At 39.1% G+C, this 16,686-nt stretch carries 18 protein-coding genes and 1 pseudogene; 5 read left to right on the top strand and 14 right to left on the bottom strand.

Features of this window, described 5'->3' with window-relative positions:
• Together HJP15_RS20400 and HJP15_RS20395 are read left to right on the top strand one after the other, a co-directional pair.
• Nucleotides 1–613 (top strand): transposase (locus HJP15_RS20400; protein ID WP_170174510.1); only part of this gene is annotated, 613 nt, incomplete at its 5' end.
• Nucleotides 610–795 carry a hypothetical protein gene (locus tag HJP15_RS20395; RefSeq protein ID WP_170174509.1) on the top strand — a complete coding sequence of 62 codons (186 nt, stop codon included), beginning with the start codon at nt 610–612 and terminating at the stop codon, nt 793–795. The genes HJP15_RS20400 and HJP15_RS20395, both read left to right, overlap by 4 nt.
• 129 nt (nt 796–924) lie before the next feature.
• Here HJP15_RS20395 and HJP15_RS20390 read toward each other — a convergent pair whose 3' ends face one another.
• From HJP15_RS20390 to HJP15_RS20340, 12 genes and pseudogenes are all read right to left on the bottom strand, one after another.
• A complete protein-coding gene (locus HJP15_RS20390) occupies nt 925–1,758 on the bottom strand; it encodes an ADP-ribosylglycohydrolase family protein (protein ID WP_170174508.1) in 834 nt (277 codons plus the stop codon).
• 354 nt (nt 1,759–2,112) lie between these two features.
• Nucleotides 2,113–2,289 (bottom strand): annotated as a pseudogene (locus tag HJP15_RS22080) (transposase); the annotation flags it as partial.
• A gap of 325 nt (nt 2,290–2,614) precedes the next feature.
• A complete protein-coding gene (locus tag HJP15_RS20385; protein ID WP_170174507.1) occupies nt 2,615–3,154 on the bottom strand; it encodes a hypothetical protein in 540 nt (179 codons plus the stop codon).
• A 722-nt stretch (nt 3,155–3,876) separates the two neighbouring features.
• A complete protein-coding gene (locus HJP15_RS20380) occupies nt 3,877–4,062 on the bottom strand; it encodes a hypothetical protein (protein ID WP_170174506.1) in 186 nt (61 codons plus the stop codon).
• A gap of 167 nt (nt 4,063–4,229) precedes the next feature.
• On the bottom strand, nt 4,230–4,829 hold the full coding sequence (locus HJP15_RS20375) for a PLP-dependent aminotransferase family protein (RefSeq protein WP_170174505.1): 600 nt from the start codon (nt 4,827–4,829) through the stop codon (nt 4,230–4,232).
• Complete coding sequence (locus HJP15_RS20370; RefSeq protein WP_170174504.1) at nt 4,823–5,473, bottom strand: hypothetical protein; 651 nt, start codon at nt 5,471–5,473, stop codon at nt 4,823–4,825. The genes HJP15_RS20375 and HJP15_RS20370 overlap by 7 nt, the downstream gene beginning before the upstream one ends.
• A gap of 283 nt (nt 5,474–5,756) precedes the next feature.
• Nucleotides 5,757–6,008 (bottom strand): hypothetical protein, encoded by a 252-nt coding sequence (locus HJP15_RS22075; protein WP_170174503.1) that lies wholly within the window; start codon nt 6,006–6,008, stop codon nt 5,757–5,759.
• 43 nt (nt 6,009–6,051) lie between these two features.
• Nucleotides 6,052–6,456 carry a DUF1761 domain-containing protein gene (locus tag HJP15_RS20360; RefSeq protein WP_170174502.1) on the bottom strand — a complete coding sequence of 135 codons (405 nt, stop codon included), beginning with the start codon at nt 6,454–6,456 and terminating at the stop codon, nt 6,052–6,054.
• Nucleotides 6,457–6,585: 129 nt separating this feature from the next.
• The gene (locus HJP15_RS20355) at nt 6,586–7,119 is read right to left on the bottom strand and encodes a response regulator transcription factor (protein ID WP_170174501.1); all 534 of its coding nucleotides are present in this window, start codon (nt 7,117–7,119) and stop codon (nt 6,586–6,588) included.
• On the bottom strand, nt 7,116–8,360 hold the full coding sequence (locus HJP15_RS20350; RefSeq protein ID WP_054205067.1) for a sensor histidine kinase: 1,245 nt from the start codon (nt 8,358–8,360) through the stop codon (nt 7,116–7,118). Before HJP15_RS20350 ends, HJP15_RS20355 begins: the two co-directional genes overlap by 4 nt.
• A 58-nt stretch (nt 8,361–8,418) precedes the next feature.
• A complete protein-coding gene (locus HJP15_RS20345; protein ID WP_054204986.1) occupies nt 8,419–8,823 on the bottom strand; it encodes a nuclear transport factor 2 family protein in 405 nt (134 codons plus the stop codon).
• An 8-nt stretch (nt 8,824–8,831) separates the two neighbouring features.
• Nucleotides 8,832–10,145 carry a metal-dependent hydrolase family protein gene (locus tag HJP15_RS20340; RefSeq protein ID WP_170174500.1) on the bottom strand — a complete coding sequence of 438 codons (1,314 nt, stop codon included), beginning with the start codon at nt 10,143–10,145 and terminating at the stop codon, nt 8,832–8,834.
• A 153-nt stretch (nt 10,146–10,298) separates the two neighbouring features.
• Here HJP15_RS20340 and HJP15_RS20335 point away from each other — a divergent pair, with 153 nt between their 5' ends.
• The gene (locus HJP15_RS20335) at nt 10,299–11,378 is read left to right on the top strand and encodes a ketoacyl-ACP synthase III (protein ID WP_054204987.1); all 1,080 of its coding nucleotides are present in this window, start codon (nt 10,299–10,301) and stop codon (nt 11,376–11,378) included.
• 129 nt (nt 11,379–11,507) lie between these two features.
• Here the strand turns inward: HJP15_RS20335 and HJP15_RS20330 are convergent, their stop codons facing one another.
• Entirely contained in the window at nt 11,508–12,869 is a 1,362-nt protein-coding gene (locus HJP15_RS20330) for a leucyl aminopeptidase family protein (RefSeq protein WP_170174499.1), read from the bottom strand.
• A gap of 94 nt (nt 12,870–12,963) precedes the next feature.
• Entirely contained in the window at nt 12,964–13,389 is a 426-nt protein-coding gene (locus tag HJP15_RS20325) for a hypothetical protein (protein ID WP_054204989.1), read from the bottom strand.
• A gap of 150 nt (nt 13,390–13,539) precedes the next feature.
• Here HJP15_RS20325 and HJP15_RS20320 point away from each other — a divergent pair, with 150 nt between their 5' ends.
• Together HJP15_RS20320 and HJP15_RS20315 are read left to right on the top strand one after the other, a co-directional pair.
• On the top strand, nt 13,540–13,695 hold the full coding sequence (locus tag HJP15_RS20320; RefSeq protein ID WP_170174498.1) for an oxidoreductase-like domain-containing protein: 156 nt from the start codon (nt 13,540–13,542) through the stop codon (nt 13,693–13,695).
• Nucleotides 13,696–14,018: 323 nt separating this feature from the next.
• The gene (locus tag HJP15_RS20315; protein ID WP_054204991.1) at nt 14,019–16,670 is read left to right on the top strand and encodes a TonB-dependent receptor plug domain-containing protein; all 2,652 of its coding nucleotides are present in this window, start codon (nt 14,019–14,021) and stop codon (nt 16,668–16,670) included.
• Nucleotides 16,671–16,686: the final 16 nt, after the last annotated feature.

The following is a 16,686-nucleotide window of genomic DNA, read 5'->3' as shown; positions in this document are numbered from 1 at the left end:
AATCGTTACATCAGCTTATTGCGCGGGTATAGAACTCAAAGAGAAGAATATTAAACTCAAAACGTTACTCGATAAATTCGCAAGTCAACCACTTGAATTAACAGTACGTTGGAAGAAAAATGGACCCCAGTACAGACTTAGCTATTTACCGGATGAAAAGCGCCCCGTTTTTCTTGTTACTAATTTAAAAGAAGTACAGTTTAACTTTGACGAGTTACTCGATATATACGCAACTCGTTGGCAAATTGAGCTGTTTTTCAAAGAGCTAAAGTCATGGAATAACCTTAAAGGGTTTATCACACGAGATCCACACATTGCCGAATCACTGGTTTGGCTGAGCATACTGCAAACACTTATCAAGCGTTTTATCTGCCATAGTGCAGCAACTATGTTTAAGTGTGCGATCTCGACATTTAGAACGAGCAAGTGCAGTTATCTTTGGTTGGATGATATTCTAGATTGCATGGAGCAAACACGGTGCAGCCACAAGATACACCGTGTACTAAAGCTACTAGCGGAAAATTGTAAGCGTCAATCCATTGAAAAAGAGAGTGACATTTGCCGTTTTAAAACACAAACAAAGATGACACCCATCCTAAAGTTTGATACTTGAATTCAAGAAGAGATAAGTTTTTAGCCCAAAAGAGTAAACTTAGTAGCGCAGTTTTATTTGCTCAATTAAAATGGCTGTCTAGTTTATTCATTCCAGCTAGTAAAAATAAATATGTTTCAACAGCAGCTTTTGTTACTGCAACTAACGGCAAAAATAATATTAAAGCTATGGAAATGGCATAAATCATAACTTGCCCTTTAATTTCCACTTTCTTTTTCGACATAATTTGTCATCCCTTGTACGATCCCAGTGCCATGAACACCATTTAACAGACCAATAATATCAAGTGTCTGTCCCAATGGTTTGTACTATCACAAAAACTTATTCTTAAGTTGAATGTCTAAATCTCTGAGATAATCTAATCCAAAGTCGTCCTTAGAAAAATTAGTAACGAGCTTATTTGGAAGAGTTTTATCAACACCATCATAACAACTTGCTATTCCGCAACTAATTGAGGCGACACTATCGGTGTCTCCACCACAGTCAACAGCTGACTTTATCAAAGCTTCATAACTAAAATGCCGCGTTAGATTAGACATTACTGCAGACAAAGTATCTCCTGACACTGCACGTACTCTTCCCTGCCAATTTAGGTCAATCTCGTATCCTTGAGATGCAAGATACTCCGGCAATGTTTTAAGTGTTGCTTTGCAGTGCAAGCCTGCATGTGCAGCAAGAGCAATGCAAACCGCAGCATCGACAGCAATCTGATGATCATGGGTAACACGTGCCTGTATAGTAGCATTGCGTATTACTACAACCTCATCTTTAAAAAAGCCAATTGGAACAGCTCGCATCATTGCCCCATTGCCAAAGCTATCCGTTTTAACTAACCTTGCAAAATGGTCTGCATTTCTCGCCTCAGAAAATGCCGTTTGTAGTCGCTTTGCGTAGCCATGCACAGGATCACGCTTATAGCATTGAAAAAATGCCTCGGCTATATGGGCTTCAGTCCAGTCAACGTCGTTTAACATTAACTCAGACAGCGCTAATGACATTTGAGTGTCATCAGTATAACACCCAGCAATGTTAGACAATTGATGCGCACGAAAGGTCTCGAGGTTATTTTCGGCTGATATAATTTCCTGATCTACAAACTCAAAACCCGCACCATATGCATCGGCAATTGCTATTTCTACCAACATAATATTTAACTCATTCTAAATTCGGAAAAAGTGATTATATAATACCCTTTTGATTGAAAGTAAAGGAATACTGTTATCCAATCACTTGTTTCTATAAAACTACCTGTTAATGTTTTTAAACATGGCATTAAGAACTTAAGTTGACACCCATCTTAATTATTTATTGAAAAAAAACAACAAACACACCGCTTGACATCATTAGTAAGTAAACATTTTCGACATAATCACGATTTAAACACAGTTCCAAAACTTAAGTTCCGAATTTGGCTAAATTCAAAAATTTAGGCTCCTACATTACAGGCACATACGCTTTTCTCTTGAAGAGCAATTTTAAGATTTAAAAGTGTGTGAACACTACGCTAGTAACTTTTCGCAGTTGCTGATGTTCGTTCGCCGTTTTCTGTGTAAATTTTCGCAGTAACGTGTGTGCGATGACACTCTACCTACTGCGCCATGACATACGCGCGAAAATTGCGTGGTCAGTTTTAACCAGTTTTATGGGGAGATATTTACTCTTTCTAGTAAAGGTAAAAAAATATCTTAAGATGACACCCATCCTAAAGTTTGATACTTGAATTCAAGAAGAGATAAGTTTTTAGCCCAAAAGAGTAAACTTAGTAGCACAGTTTTATTTGCTCAATTAAAGTGGCTGTCTAGTTTATTCTGTATTGAATTAGAATATAAAACCTTTAAGAACATTGAATTTAATATCCTTATTAAAAATAACTATCATGATAAAAAGGCAAGAAGAAAGGCCTGCCCCTATTCTTTGCTATTAAAATCTCAAAAAAGCTATTTTAACTTTTAATATAAAGCTTTAATCGCAATAAAAGAAAAAGGAAATATCTGTCTCTATTTATTCTTTTAGGTAACCACTACCGATTATTAATTTTGTATTATCTTTTGATGGGTAAAAACTGTGCCAGTCATAATTTTCGAATAAAACAACTTGTCTATTTTTTTTATCAACATAAATATAGCGAACTTTGGGTTTACTTGAAATTTCTAAAGTGACAGCTAAGTTCCGCCAGTTATCTATAAAATCCGCACTACATATAGGTAATTTATAAAGGTCATCGATTAAATTAAGCAGCTTATTGAAGCGACTACCTTCATGTTCAACTGATGGTGTTTTATCTATACTATAACTTATATCATAACGTTCACTTCGGTAATTATGTATTTCAAAAGTACGTGCTCCAATATTAACCTTTTCCTTGCTAATAAACTCCCCTTTGGCCGTTAGTATGTCACGCTCAAATAAAACTTTTGATTCCGTTTCAATCTGAAACTGTTTGAACGGTACTTTTAAACCAGTAACATAATTAAGCTCTATAAGTTTTATTGCCTCTATTGTTTTTTCACATGAAAAAGCCACTGATGAAATACTTATCATTAGTAATATCAATAATCTTACCAACATCTCATTGTATCCCCGCATTTTGGTGCAACGTCCCTTATATAAGACTTTTCAATTTCATTTATTGAATGCATGAACGATTGCGATTTCTCATAATACTGATCCGCCGTTAAAGTTGCGCTCCAAACTCCCATTATGCCGCTAGCTTGACCATACCACGCAGCTTGGGGCACGGAAGGCCCGACTGAGGTTGCGATAGTACCTAATGGATCTCCAATTAGGGTCATACCACCTTCAATTATAGTCATCGCATATGGCATAGCTTCCTCCACTGCGGCACTATTAAAGCCATCAAACTGTTGTGGTCAACTAATTCAATATTAAGAACTAAGGTATGTTTGATCATTAACAGAGTTCAACTTCAAGTTTCTTAAGATCCAACCTATGATTCTGAACTAGCAAAGCTGAAAAAACACATAATAAGAAAACACTCACTTTAAACAGTAAACTCTCAAAAAAGCTATTTTAACTTTTAATATAAAGCTTTAATCGCAATAAAAGAAAAAGGAAATATCTGCCTCTATTTATTTATCTTTTGGTGAATCATCTCCTCGCTACATTGAATTATTTTACCTTTAAAAGAAAACATGTATATAGCCACAGCGATTAACATTGGAATATGATAATCATAAAAAAAACTAAAAGAGCAAATTATTAATGATATAAGGTAATTCATTAATACAACTCCCTTCAACAACTTATTTTTTAAAACTAATAATCTTAAATTTTTCCAAAAAAATTAACGCAATAATTCCAGCTAGTAAAAATAAATATGTTTCAACAGCAGCTTTTGTTGCTGCAACTAACGGTAAAAATAATATTAAAGCTATGGAAATGGCATAAATCATAACTTGCCCTTTAATTTCCACTTTCTTTTTCGACATAATTTGTCATCCCTTGTACGTTCCCAGTGCCATGAACACCATTTAACAGACCAATAATATCAAGTGTCTGTCCCAATGGTTTGTATATACAGGGGGATCATGATTAAGTATTATGAAGCAAGTGATCTGACCCCTATTTTTTGTCCTATTGTATTTATTTTTTAAATTTATTTATTTATTTCCTTTTCTAAAACCCCACCAATTAAGATCCGATCATTATACTTGGTCTTAATTATAAAGCTCGCATCTTTCCAGTCGCCTTCGTGATACCAAACAATTACATTTTCAGTTTTAGACGAAAAAACCTCAATATATTTTGACCCTGAATGTACAACAAGTGAAGTAAGAGCCAAATAATTTGCGATTTTTTCAGGCTTACAGGACAAGGTATTATCTTTTCTAAAATCATTAATAATGGAAATCAAAACATCAAAGTAATTATTATTAACAAGGTTTATAGTTGGTAGCGCGTTAACTAGCATCTCTGTAAAATGAAGTTCGTAGTTATCATTTTCATATATATTCACAACTAGAGGTCGCTCGTCCGTGCCTATATTTTCACTATAATAGCTAGAGTCTTTAGGTATGCCCACTTCCAAACCCTCAGAACTCTCTAGATTAAAATGTTTCAAAGATTCAATAGGACTTTTATCAATAAAACGATAAATTTTCATAACTTCAACTTCATATGCAGACAAGTTACACCCCGCATAACAAATATTAGAAAATAAACCTAAGAGAATAGTTTGGAGTATTCTTTTTAACATCTGAATCCACTTCCACAATTTTCTGCATAATATTTCAACGAGCGGCTATCTAGTTTGTTGAGAGTCATTTTAAAACTGTCTGAACGGCTATAATAATTATTTGCCGCCGATGCCGCCGCCCATAGTCCCAAGGCCCCATCAGCTTGAGCCATCACGCCAATATTAGGTAGAGAGACTCCAACAGCTTGTTTAATTGTTTGTTCGGGATCTCCTATTAATGTCATGCCGCCACTGGCAATCGACATAGCTGAAGGTAACAACTCATTAAATGCATCCACACTTAGGTCGTTTATCATAAAAGTCCGAGTTCGTCTAGCAACAAGACTAGACCTCACAATATTCGCTCCATTACCTTTTGTATAGCCGCCCCTGATAGCCCATCCAGCTATCTTAGCTCGATCTCCTATATCTCTATAGTTTAATTTAGCTAAATGCTCACGAACCGCTTGTGCATGTTCTTTAATCTGCTGCTTTTTGGCTTCAACAGCCCCTGCTCCTTCAGCATTATACCACCATTGCATTGCTGAGGTGACGGCGCCATTGGCAAACTTTCCACCCGTAAGTTTAGACACGGTGCCGCCCACAACCCCTGCAATCGCGGTACGGCTATATGCATTACCAAATTCAGTGGTTTTCGGATTCATAAATCCTTTCAGAAGGAACTAAGATGACACCCATCCTAATTATTTATTGGCAGCAAAACAACAAATGTATCGCATGAAATCAGCTGGGAATAAATATTTTTAGGGAGGGCACCATTGAGCCAACACTTGTGAGTGTGCTTCGTGATACGCAGCATCAACCCAAGTCACCGTGCTTATTAACGGCTATTGAATGCGGAAAGCTTAGTGAATAATGGCTAGAGTTCACTATGAAAATCAATTAGTACTCTCCCATTAACTGAAACAGACAAGCAAGTACTTACTGTTATTTAAATGTGACTTTGCCACCAATCATTTTATACGCGGGCGCGCCGCGGACCATGGTTTCTCTTGCGAAGGATTTGTCACACTGGGGGCACACACAGGGTTTGGTGGTGTGATCTTGGGTTATACGTTCAATAAAGCATTTAATTAATGCTCCCTTCCCTCCTTTGCGATATTTAAAGAGGGGTGTTTTGCAATTAGCACAATAAACATCGACCGTTTTTGTTGGGCCTTTTTTATTCGGTTTAGCCATTTAGGAATTACTTTACATAAAATAGTGCGTGTACTTTAACAGTTTAAGGCCACATCCCCAACACTAAGCCCATTAAAGTAAATTGCAAAACATGATAGCCGCTGTTTACTAAAAATAACTTAAGTGGTCGCTGTTCGAAAATATAGCTCATCCCGAACGAACTACTCACCCAACAAATGCCTATTGCAAAACCAGCGCCAACGGCCACTCCAAGTGTGGGGTGCGGTCCAATAAATAACGATAAACTGAACGCCATAATTAAAGATAAAACAAAACTGCCGCCAAAAATCCATTTTGGATCAGAGTTTTTCAAATCTATCTCTGTTAACCCGCAACCTTCCATCCAAGTTCGTTGAAAGAGTAAAGGTGAATACCAAATGCCACCAAGCATAAAGGCTGATAATGCCGCTAGTAGGATTGCTAAAATATTTAATTGAGAAAAATCCATAAATACAACTCATGTTAACTGCACAAAAAGTGATTATTATTTCACTGTAGTTAATAATAGCCGAAGCAGCAACCAGTAGCGGCGCTTATAAAGAAGAAATATTCAGGGTTTTCTCATTTGACAGCACTTTTATTTTTGAACGGGCTTTTTTTGTAACTTACGTTGTAGTGTACGCCTATGCATATTAAGTTGGCGCGCAGTGGCTGATACATTCCCCTGATTACTGTGTAAAACTTGCTGAATATGCTCCCATTGTAAGCGTTCTGTAGACATAACCGTCGTTGCAGGATCCACTGGTAGGTCAGAAATAGCCTCGCTTATACCTTTTAGCGCTTTAACTAAAGTCAGCATATCGACCGGCTTAGTTAGGTAGTCGTTAGCCCCTAAACGCATTGCTTCAACGGCGGTTGCTATACTTGCAAACCCTGTCAGTAACACCAAGTGAGAATTCGGTAATATATTACGCAACGGTGAAATCAACGTTAAACCATTGTCGTCTGCTAATTTCATATCTAATAATATATGAGTGGGTAAAAACGTTTTTGCAACGAGTAACGCATTGTGACTATCGTGCGCTTTTTCGCAATTAAATCCTTGTTTGGTGAGGCCGCGCGCGAGCGTATTTGCTAAATTAATATCATCTTCTATGATAAGTAACTTCATAAAACGGCCTCTTGTTTTGCCGTTATTGCTAATTGAACTTTCGCTACACCGCCGCCTTGAGGGTGGTTAAATAACGTTAATGATCCTTGCAGGCGTTCAAGCGTCACATTTGACAGTAGCACTGCCATTCCCATACCTGTTTCGCTGGGCATAAGTTGGCCTCCTAGCTCGCTTAATTGATCTGCTGTAAAGCCCTTACCAAAATCTCGAATTGATAAATTAATCGCAACAGGTTGTTTTTGCGGAAATAGCTGCCAACTTAATGTGATTGTTTGTTTTGCTGTTTGCTGATTTGCTGTTACCGCATTTTGAAGCAGATTTAAAATGGCAGGTAACAACATTGCATCGCTGATAACCGTGTATTGTGGTGTTTCATTTTCCCATATTAGTTGTTGACTAGGGTATTGTAACAACATCGTATCTTGTATTTGTTCAGCTAAGCTAGACAAGGGCATTGAAACTGTTTTGCCTTGAGATCTTAGCTGCTCTGATAGCCGTCTAAAATTGCTCAACTGATTAGTGCATTGCTGTAAGGGTTGCTGCATATCGGCAACAATTGGGTTATCGGGTTGCTCATCAATTAATTCTTCAAACAGTAATTGTAAGTTTGTTATTGGACTTGCTAATTGATGAGTTATTTGCGCAGCTGCGCCATCGAGAGTTACAAGCTGCTCTGCTCTTAATTGTTTTTCGCGGGTGCTGGCAATAATGCGTTCTCTTGAATGTAGTGCACGGTTCATTGCCCCGACTACCAGTGCTATAACACTGGCGCTTATGACAAAGTTAACCCACATCCCGATAAAGTGACTGGTCATATCCATATGATGCATAGTGTGTTGTGGCATTTTAAATAATAAAATACTGTATGCGGCAATTGCTAGCATGGCTATATATGCAAGTCCTTTAGCGCTTACGCTCACTGCTGCAATCATAATAGGTAATAATAATAACGACACAAACGCATTTGTTGCCCCGCCACTAAAGGAGAGTAAGACAGCTAAAAAAAGTACATCAGCCGTAAGCTGCATCAACATCCCAAGCTCTTTGGCTTTACCAACATTACGATAAGCAATAACACTTAAAATCTGAAATACGGCTTCTAGCGAAATAACCACCAGCAAAGGCAGTAATGCTATTTGATGACCTAATAAAAAGTATACGGCAATAACCGCGATGAGCTGAATTACAATTGCGCCACTGCGTAACATCAGCAAACGGCTAATAGCAGGATCTGTGCGCATTAAAAATGCCATATTTTTTGCCTAAGGAGTTTTTGAGCAAATAAAAGAGTAGTGGTGTTTAATCGTCATCCATCGAAATACTAAAAACAGCACAGGGAGTGCCTTGATGAAAAACCATTTTCCAATGTCCATCGGTTAAGCGCCACAACGACATACGTAATGAGTAATTAAATTCAGCACGCGCTGAGCGCCGATAAGCAGCTTGATAGCTTAGCTGTACGATTTCATCACTAAGCATACGCCCTTTAAAGTGTTGATTATAAAATTGCGGAACAACTTCTGTCGGCAATCGTGTTAACACTTGGTACTTATTAAAAACAGTCCCATTGGCAGCAATTTCGATAAAATCATCGTCTAATAATGCGTCCAAAGCTTGCTCTGATTGGCGGACTTCTGGATCAAGTAATTGTCGTTCTGCATCAATTAAATGATTAAACAATGATGCCTTTATTTTGCTGCCCATGATGTACCTTACAATTGGTTTTTATATACGTTGCCTGCTTTCATCACAAACTGCACATTTTTTAATGTCGTTATGTCATCAAGAGGTGAGCCATTTACGCTGATGATATCTGCTTGTTTACCAACACTCAACTGCCCTAGCCTGTCTTGTTGACCAAGTAACTTTGCTGCATCAACCGTTGCTGACATAATAGCCTGTTTTTCACTCATTCCATATTTAACTAACAGCACAAACTCATCCGCATTAAGCCCATGACGAGAAACGCCTGAATCAGTTCCAAATGCAATGTTAACCTTGTTTTTAAGTGCCAGCTTAAATGAGGCTTCCATTTTAGGGGCGACCTCGCGTACTTTGTCAGCAATGGCTGTTGGCATGTTTGGATTACTAAGCACCTCTTTACTCACCGTTGCACCAGCTAATAATGTTGGCACTAAATACGCGTTGGTTTTATTAAATAGTTCCATGCTCTCTTTTGTTAAATAAGAGCCATGCTCAATTGAATCAACACCTGCTTTTAGCGCCGCATTAATACCCTTCGTTCCATGGGCATGAGCTGTGACCTTACGCCCTAAATGGTGTGCAGTATCGACTATTGCAGCCAGTTCATCATCACTTAATTGTTGATTAACACCCGCGGCAGTATTACTCAACACACCACCTGTTGCTGTGATTTTGATCACGTCAGCGCCATTTTTTATGACATTTCGTACAGCTCGGCGGCAATCATCGGCACCATTGCACACGCCTAAACTGCTCGTCATTACATCACTTACTTCTTTACGGTAACCATGTAAGTCGCCATGTCCGCCGGTTGCTGTTATTGCATTTCCCGCAGCAAAAATTCGTGGCCCTGTAATATCACCTCGTTCTACTGCGCGCTTAAGCGGAAAAATAACTTTATAATTCCCCCCTAAATCACGTACCGATGTAAACCCAGCATCTAAACTACGTTTTAAATATTTTATCGAACGCAGCGCGTTATCAGCTTCATATTCAGTTAGCCATTGATGCGGGTTAACTGTCGCATCACGCTCAAAAGTTACATGAACATGCATATCAATCAGCCCTGGCAGCACAAACTGATTTTTTAAATCAAAAACATGCGCATCAGGTAATTTAAGTTCGACAACACTTGGAAAGCCTTTAACAATGTCTGTGATAATGTTGTCTTTAATTATTATGGTGCGCTGTTTTTCAAGTGTTTGCTTCGCCCCTAATAACACGGAACCCGCATATATAACGGTGGTATCTGTTGCAATACTTTGCGGTGAAAGTAGCGTTAAGCTCAAAGTTGCGAGTGTAGTTAATAGTTTTTGTTTCATGTTTGCCTCTTTTTTCAACTACCATTACCGTAATTAACGTGTAATTACCATTATTTACGATGTAACAGACCTATGACCTAGTCTTGTAGCTGGGTTTTTGGTATAAAACACACCATAGATGAAAGATTTCTGACCATTTAAAGAGAACACATAATGACTTACGCACATATAACTGGTTGGGGTAAATGCATTCCACCGGCTCGTATCACTAATGATGATATTAGCCAAATTGTTGATACTAATGATGAATGGATCACCTCGCGCACTGGGATAAAAGCCCGCAGAGTAAGCCATGTTACTACTGCTGAACTGGCAACAGTTGCAGCTAAACATGCGCTTGCCTGTGCTGGCGTTGATGCTAAAGATATTGACCTAGTCATACTCGCAACCTGCACCCCCTCTACAATGGTGGCTAATACGGCATCGCTTGTGCAAAAAAATATTGGTGCCGTAGGTGCAGCAGCTATGGATACAAATGCTGCATGCTCAGGTTTTTTATATGCACTACAAGCAGCAACAGCACAAATACAAGCAGGCATGATTAAAAAAGCAGTGGTTATTGCCGCTGAGCGGATGACTTGGTATATAAACTGGGAACGTCGTGACAGTGCAGTATTATTTGGTGACGGCGCAGGAGCGGTTGTTCTTGAGGCTGCAGAGTCACCCGCTGGACTACTTGCTACTAAAGCGGGTTGTGATAGTGAAGATCGTGATATTTTACACATTAGAAACTGTGGCAGCGACTTAAATAAATACCAGCCTATTGGCCCGTCAGACTTACTCTTTGAAGGCCGTGAGATTTTCAAACGTGCAGTTAAAGGGATGAGCGAAGCGTGCGATGATGTGTTAACACAAGCAGATTTAAGCCTTGATGAAATTGATGTACTTGTTCCGCATCAGGCTAATTTACGTATTATTCAGGCTATCCAACAGCGCTTAAAAGTTGCTGACGAAAAAGTAATGGTAAACATTGGTGAATACGGTAATACATCAGCGGCAACCATTGCAATCGCATTATGTGAAGCTGTAGAGCAAGGTTTAATAAAACCACATGCCAATATAATGTCTGCTGCATTTGGAGCAGGTTTAACGTGGGCTGCAAGTTATATTAAATGGGGTAAGCGTGTAGAACCGATTGCCATCAGTGATGCCGTATTACCGCCATGTGATAAAACAGGGTTAGAGCTAATTGCACCCGCTGTAGCAGCATGCGAAGGTACCGATCGCAAATAACCACGCTGTCGGTAACTATATCAATAAAAAGTAGCGATAAAAAGTATCGCTAAATAGTTACCTAAACAGCATTAATGAGCTTTACGATAAATACCTAAGCACCATCGTAAAGCTCATTAATTACTTTAATTACTTAAAACGGTTTTGTAAGTAGTTAAATACCGCACGAATACCTAAAGCTTCACCGCCAACTGGGCGCCCCGGTAATGAGCGAATATTCCACGCCATAACATCAAAATGTACCCATGGCGTTTTCGGCTCTACAAATTCTTTTAAATATAGAGCTGCGGTTATTGCACCACCAAATGGAACACTGGCACAGTTAGCCATATCAGCTACGTCACTTTTTAACAAACTTTTATACTGCTCAAATAAGGGTAATTGCCATACAGGATCACTCACATGCATACCTGCATCAATTATACCGTTAGCAACATCACGCTCAGTTGAGAAAAAACCCGGTAACTCGGTCCCTAAAGCAACACGGCAAGCACCCGTTAGCGTAGCAAAATCAACAATCAACTCTGGATCATCATTTTGGGCTTCAGTAAGTGCATCACATAATACTAAGCGCCCTTCGGCATCTGTATTATCAATTTCGACCATTATTCCTTTACGCGTTTTAATCACATCCCCTGGGCGAAATGCATTACGTGACACTGCGTTTTCAACAGCGGGCACTAACACACGTAATCGCACCGGTAAATTGGCAGCCATAATAAGCTGAGCTAATCCTATAACATGCGCTGCGCCGCCCATGTCTTTTTTCATGTTGCGCATACCTGAGCTTGGTTTTAAATCAAGCCCACCCGAGTCAAAACACACACCTTTACCTACTAACGTGATCAAAGGAGCATCTTTTTTACCCCAGTGTAGGTCAAGTAATCGTGGCTTATTCTCGCTCGCACGTCCAACCATATGAATTGTTGGGTAGTTTTGCTCTAGTAACTCATCACCAACCCACTCGCTAAAGTCACCTTCGTAGGTTTGTGCCAAATCCGCCATTACTTGCGACAAATGCTGCGGCATCATGTCAGCGGCGGGTGTATTCACTAAATCACGGACCAAATAAATAGCATTAGCTTGTTGCTTTAAGCGTTCAAATAGCACTTCATCTGCAATTGCTAATTGTGCTTTTACTGCGCTTTTTTCTTTATATTCGCTAAACTCATAGCCGCCTAACATAAAACCAAGTGCAATCTGTTCTAGTTGTTGCTCACATTCTTGTATTTGGTAAGTGCCAGCAGGTAGCTTATTTGCAAGATCTCCAGCTAACCAGAAATCATCAATACTATGTACTAAACAATAAACATGGCTTAATGCGCCACTTTGTGGATTAACAACTAAAGCGAGGCCTTGTTTCTCAAAATCACAACTGTTTAACCAATTTTGTAAAAAAATCGGCTGTTGTTCTTGCCATTCAGCTAAGCCATTTTTAACAATGAAAGATAAGGGTATACCAGAGGAACTATGACGAATTAATGCGCTCATTAAATGACTCATTTAAAATAATATAATGAACAAGCATACCAATATCTAATCCTAAAAGGTATAGCTTGATAACTATCCATTTAACTCGCTGGCATTATTTTTTTACATTTGTCTCATGCTTTTTAGCCTCAGCATCTTCTAAGGCAATCTGTTTATCTATCTCTTTAATCGGTTTATTAATATTAAAAGAACTCGGTAAAACATCAACACCCACCCATTGTCCTAATTTAACAACCAAAGGAATAGTAATAGGCGCAAAGGGTAAAACAGCAAACACACCAAGCCCTAACCCTTTAAGAATATCAACAAATTGTGCATTTGCTTTTTGTAAATCCTCTTTACTTACATCTCCTTGGGTGTAACGCCGGTAAATTGTAAGCATCTCTTTAGTTTCTTGCTTCTCTTGTGCCAAAGCAAGTTTTAAAGCCACCATAGCGCGCCTAAAACGCAACTGTTGGCGCTTTTTACTAATTTTTGCCACCCGCACAGGAGCTCGGTGAATAACTTTATATATTCGCATAAACTCTATTCTCACATAGCCTAAGCACTTAACAAAGCACAATTTAATAAGTCGTATATATATTTGAAAAAAGAAGTGTTTGCTATTAAAAATGGGCTCATACGCTATAATAGTTTCTTTTTAAATCTCCAATATCAACTAGTGAATATAATGCAACAAACTAAAGCAGCGCCCAAGCCACAAATTGAACAACCAAAGCCACAAAAGCCAGCACCTGATGAATGTTGTGGTGGGGGGAGTTGCTGTCCATGTGTATGGGATGAATACAGAGATAAATTAAAACAGTGGCAACAGGATTTTAGCTAGCAAGACTAAAATCTCCTACTAAATCAATTCAATATGATGTCATAAAAACAACATATACAATTTATTTTTTAACATTTGACCTCATAAACAGCTTGATTTTCAACCACTTCATTTTTCCTTTTCAAAAAAAAGCATTTATTTTCAGTTAGGTAAGTTTACTTTCAATTTTCCTCTATACGAAACCAAAAAAAATTACATTATATTAACGATTTGCAAAATTCATTAACCGTATGTATAACTTATTAGCGTCGAAATTTCATCATTATGGATTTTTGCGAAATAAATATAACTAAACAATCTAATTCTAACCGGGGAAAGTCAGAATGAAATTTAAAAGTAATGCGCTGCAGCACGCAGTAAAGTTCGCACTAGCGACAACAACAGCAGGCTTATTTATGTCTGGTTCTGTGATGGCTGCCGAAGCTGATCAGAGTGAGAAAACCAAAGTTAACAAAAATGTAGAAAAAATCGCCGTGGTAGGAACTCGTTCTGCACCGCGCTCAATTGGTGATTCACCAGTACCTATCGATATTATCGGTGGCGAAGAACTTGGCAAATCAGGTAATACCGATATGCTCGAGCTGCTAAAAGGTGCCATCCCTTCTTTAAACGTTCATTCAATGCCTATCAGTGATGCTGCATCACTTGTTCGTCCTGCTAATTTACGTGGCCTGCCTTCTGATAGCACATTAATTTTACTTAACGGCAAACGTCGCCACCGTGCATCGGTTATTGCTTTTTTAGGCGGCGGTATTAATGATGGCGCACAAGGTGCTGATATTTCAGTTATCCCTAGCATTGCACTAAAACAAGTTGAAGTACTGCGTGACGGTGCTGCGGCTCAATATGGTTCTGACGCGATTGCAGGTGTAATGAACTTTGTACTCAAAGACGCCTCTGAAGGTGGTAGCCTAGAAGTTCGCAAAGGCCAGTATTACGAAGGTGACGGCGATACAACACAAGTCTCTGGTAACATTGGCTTACCATTTACTGATAACGGTTTTGCAAACTTAAGCTTTCAATATAAAACATCGGATGCGACTAGCCGCTCAGTGCAGCGTCCAGACGCTGCAGCACTTGCCGCCGCTGGGGTTCAAGGTATTGCGCCTTTAACTCAAGTTTGGGGAGCTCCTGAAGTTAACGATGATATTTCAATATTTGGTAATGTAGGCTTAGAGCTTACAAATGACTCTGAATTCTATATGTTTGGTAACTACTCAGAACGTGATGTTCGAGGTGGCTTTTATTATCGTAACCCTACTACCCGACCTGGCGTTTATGGCGGTACTATTCGCGATGTCAATGGTACTAATATGCGCCGCCCTGGCGATGATAATCCTGAAGGCCAAAAAGCGTGGGATGCTGCAACGCCAACGGTTTTAGTTGGCTCACTTGATGGCTATGATCAACAGTTAGCCTGCCCACTTGTTGAACTTCAAGCAAATGGTGCACCCGATCAAGCAGCAATCGACTCTCTTACTGCAGCAAACTGTTTTGCATTTAATGAAACTATTCCTGGTGGGTTTACGCCTAACTTTGGCGGTAACATTACTGATACATCGTTAACTATCGGTACTAAAGGCGAATTTACCGGTGGTTATCTTGAAGGTGCATTTTATGACTTAAGTGGTACCGTTGGCTTTAATGAATCTCGCTACTTCATTTACGATACATTAAACGCATCCTTAGGCTTAGATAGCCCAAGAGATTTTAGCCCGGGTAAATACACGCAACTTGAGAAAAACTTTAACTTTGACCTTTCTAAAGGTTTTGATTTTGGTTTAGCGTATGACCTGAATGTAGCTGGCGGTTTAGAGTGGCATGAAGAAACCTTTACTGTTACCTCTGGCGATGTAGCATCATTTACAGCAGGCCCTTATACTGATCAAGGCTTTGGTATTGGCTCAAACGGCTTTCCGGGCTTTAAACCTTCGGATGCTGGCGAATACACTCGTCGTAACTACGCCGCTTATGTTGACTTAGAAGCCCCCTTTACTGAAGATTTTTTAATGGGCTTAGCACTTCGTTATGAAGATTATGACTCTTTTGGCTCAACAACAAACTATAAGCTAACTGCTCAATACCACGTAACTGAAGACCTTAATATACGAGGGTCAATAAGCTCAGGTTTTCGCGCTCCGACTGTTGGCCAAGCAAATGTCAGTAATGTACAAACAAATTTAAGCAGCGGCGTATTGGTTGATTCAGCTTTATTACCACCAACAAACCCTATTGCAATACTTAAAGGCGGAACCGAGTTACAACCAGAAGAGTCAAATAGTTATACATTTGGTGCTGTTTACACTATGGGTGATTTGTTCTTCACAGTAGATTATTACAACATCAAAGTGGATGATCGTATTAGCCAGTCTGAAAAAATAGAACTTAGTCAAGCAGATAAAGATGTATTAGATGCAGCAGGTGTTCCTAATGTGCAAAGCCTTGCCCAAGTAAGCTTCTTCACTAATGACTTTGACACTACAACACAAGGTATTGATTTAGTAGCAAACTACTCTGCAGATTTACTTAATGGTAGTTCAACCTTTAGCTTAGCCTACAACTGGAATGAGACGGAAGTAACACGCTCTAGTGATATTACAGGCGCATTTAAAGTAAGCCGACTAGAAAACGACTTGCCAAATCATCGTGCAACGCTAAGCTGGGCACAACAGTGGGAAAGTTTCTCAGCGTTTACCCGCCTAAATTACTTTGGTGAATACCAAGGTGTTCATGTTGATTACGATGCAACGGCAAAAACAGCGGATGCTGCTGTAACACTTGACGCCGAAGTAACCTACTTTGTAAATGATTCAATTAGTTTGTCAGTCGGTGCACAAAACTTATTAGATCAAGATGCTGAAGAGCTGGATTTTACTGCCGCTCCTAACAATAACTGGGGTGGTAAGTACTACGAAACATCGCCATTTGGTATTAACGGTGGTTTTTACTACGTTAAAGCAACTTATACTTTTTAAACAAAGTTAAAAGACG

Origin of the sequence: Pseudoalteromonas sp. NEC-BIFX-2020_002, assembly GCF_013002825.1 — a bacterium.
Lineage (GTDB): Bacteria > Pseudomonadota > Gammaproteobacteria > Enterobacterales > Alteromonadaceae > Pseudoalteromonas > Pseudoalteromonas neustonica.
The sequence above is the reverse complement of the archived record's forward strand: the minus strand, read 5'-3'. Positions and strand labels throughout refer to the sequence as shown.

Excerpts from the sequence above, each read along its gene's own strand:
- HJP15_RS20320 (WP_170174498.1), top strand. The coding sequence starts at position 13,540 with ATGCAACAAACTAAAGCAGCGCCCAAGCCACAAATTGAACAACCAAAG.
- HJP15_RS20385 (WP_170174507.1), bottom strand. The coding sequence starts at position 3,154 with ATGATAAGTATTTCATCAGTGGCTTTTTCATGTGAAAAAACAATAGAG.
- HJP15_RS20390 (WP_170174508.1), bottom strand. The coding sequence starts at position 1,758 with ATGTTGGTAGAAATAGCAATTGCCGATGCATATGGTGCGGGTTTTGAG.
- HJP15_RS20315 (WP_054204991.1), top strand. The coding sequence starts at position 14,019 with ATGAAATTTAAAAGTAATGCGCTGCAGCACGCAGTAAAGTTCGCACTA.
- HJP15_RS20340 (WP_170174500.1), bottom strand. The coding sequence starts at position 10,145 with ATGAAACAAAAACTATTAACTACACTCGCAACTTTGAGCTTAACGCTA.
- HJP15_RS20350 (WP_054205067.1), bottom strand. The coding sequence starts at position 8,360 with ATGCGCACAGATCCTGCTATTAGCCGTTTGCTGATGTTACGCAGTGGC.
- HJP15_RS20360 (WP_170174502.1), bottom strand. The coding sequence starts at position 6,456 with ATGGATTTTTCTCAATTAAATATTTTAGCAATCCTACTAGCGGCATTA.
- HJP15_RS20325 (WP_054204989.1), bottom strand. The coding sequence starts at position 13,389 with ATGCGAATATATAAAGTTATTCACCGAGCTCCTGTGCGGGTGGCAAAA.
- HJP15_RS20375 (WP_170174505.1), bottom strand. The coding sequence starts at position 4,829 with ATGTTAAAAAGAATACTCCAAACTATTCTCTTAGGTTTATTTTCTAAT.
- HJP15_RS22075 (WP_170174503.1), bottom strand. The coding sequence starts at position 6,008 with ATGGCTAAACCGAATAAAAAAGGCCCAACAAAAACGGTCGATGTTTAT.
- HJP15_RS20345 (WP_054204986.1), bottom strand. The coding sequence starts at position 8,823 with ATGGGCAGCAAAATAAAGGCATCATTGTTTAATCATTTAATTGATGCA.
- HJP15_RS20370 (WP_170174504.1), bottom strand. The coding sequence starts at position 5,473 with ATGAATCCGAAAACCACTGAATTTGGTAATGCATATAGCCGTACCGCG.
- HJP15_RS20355 (WP_170174501.1), bottom strand. The coding sequence starts at position 7,119 with ATGAAGTTACTTATCATAGAAGATGATATTAATTTAGCAAATACGCTC.
- HJP15_RS20335 (WP_054204987.1), top strand. The coding sequence starts at position 10,299 with ATGACTTACGCACATATAACTGGTTGGGGTAAATGCATTCCACCGGCT.
- HJP15_RS20380 (WP_170174506.1), bottom strand. The coding sequence starts at position 4,062 with ATGTCGAAAAAGAAAGTGGAAATTAAAGGGCAAGTTATGATTTATGCC.
- HJP15_RS20330 (WP_170174499.1), bottom strand. The coding sequence starts at position 12,869 with ATGAGCGCATTAATTCGTCATAGTTCCTCTGGTATACCCTTATCTTTC.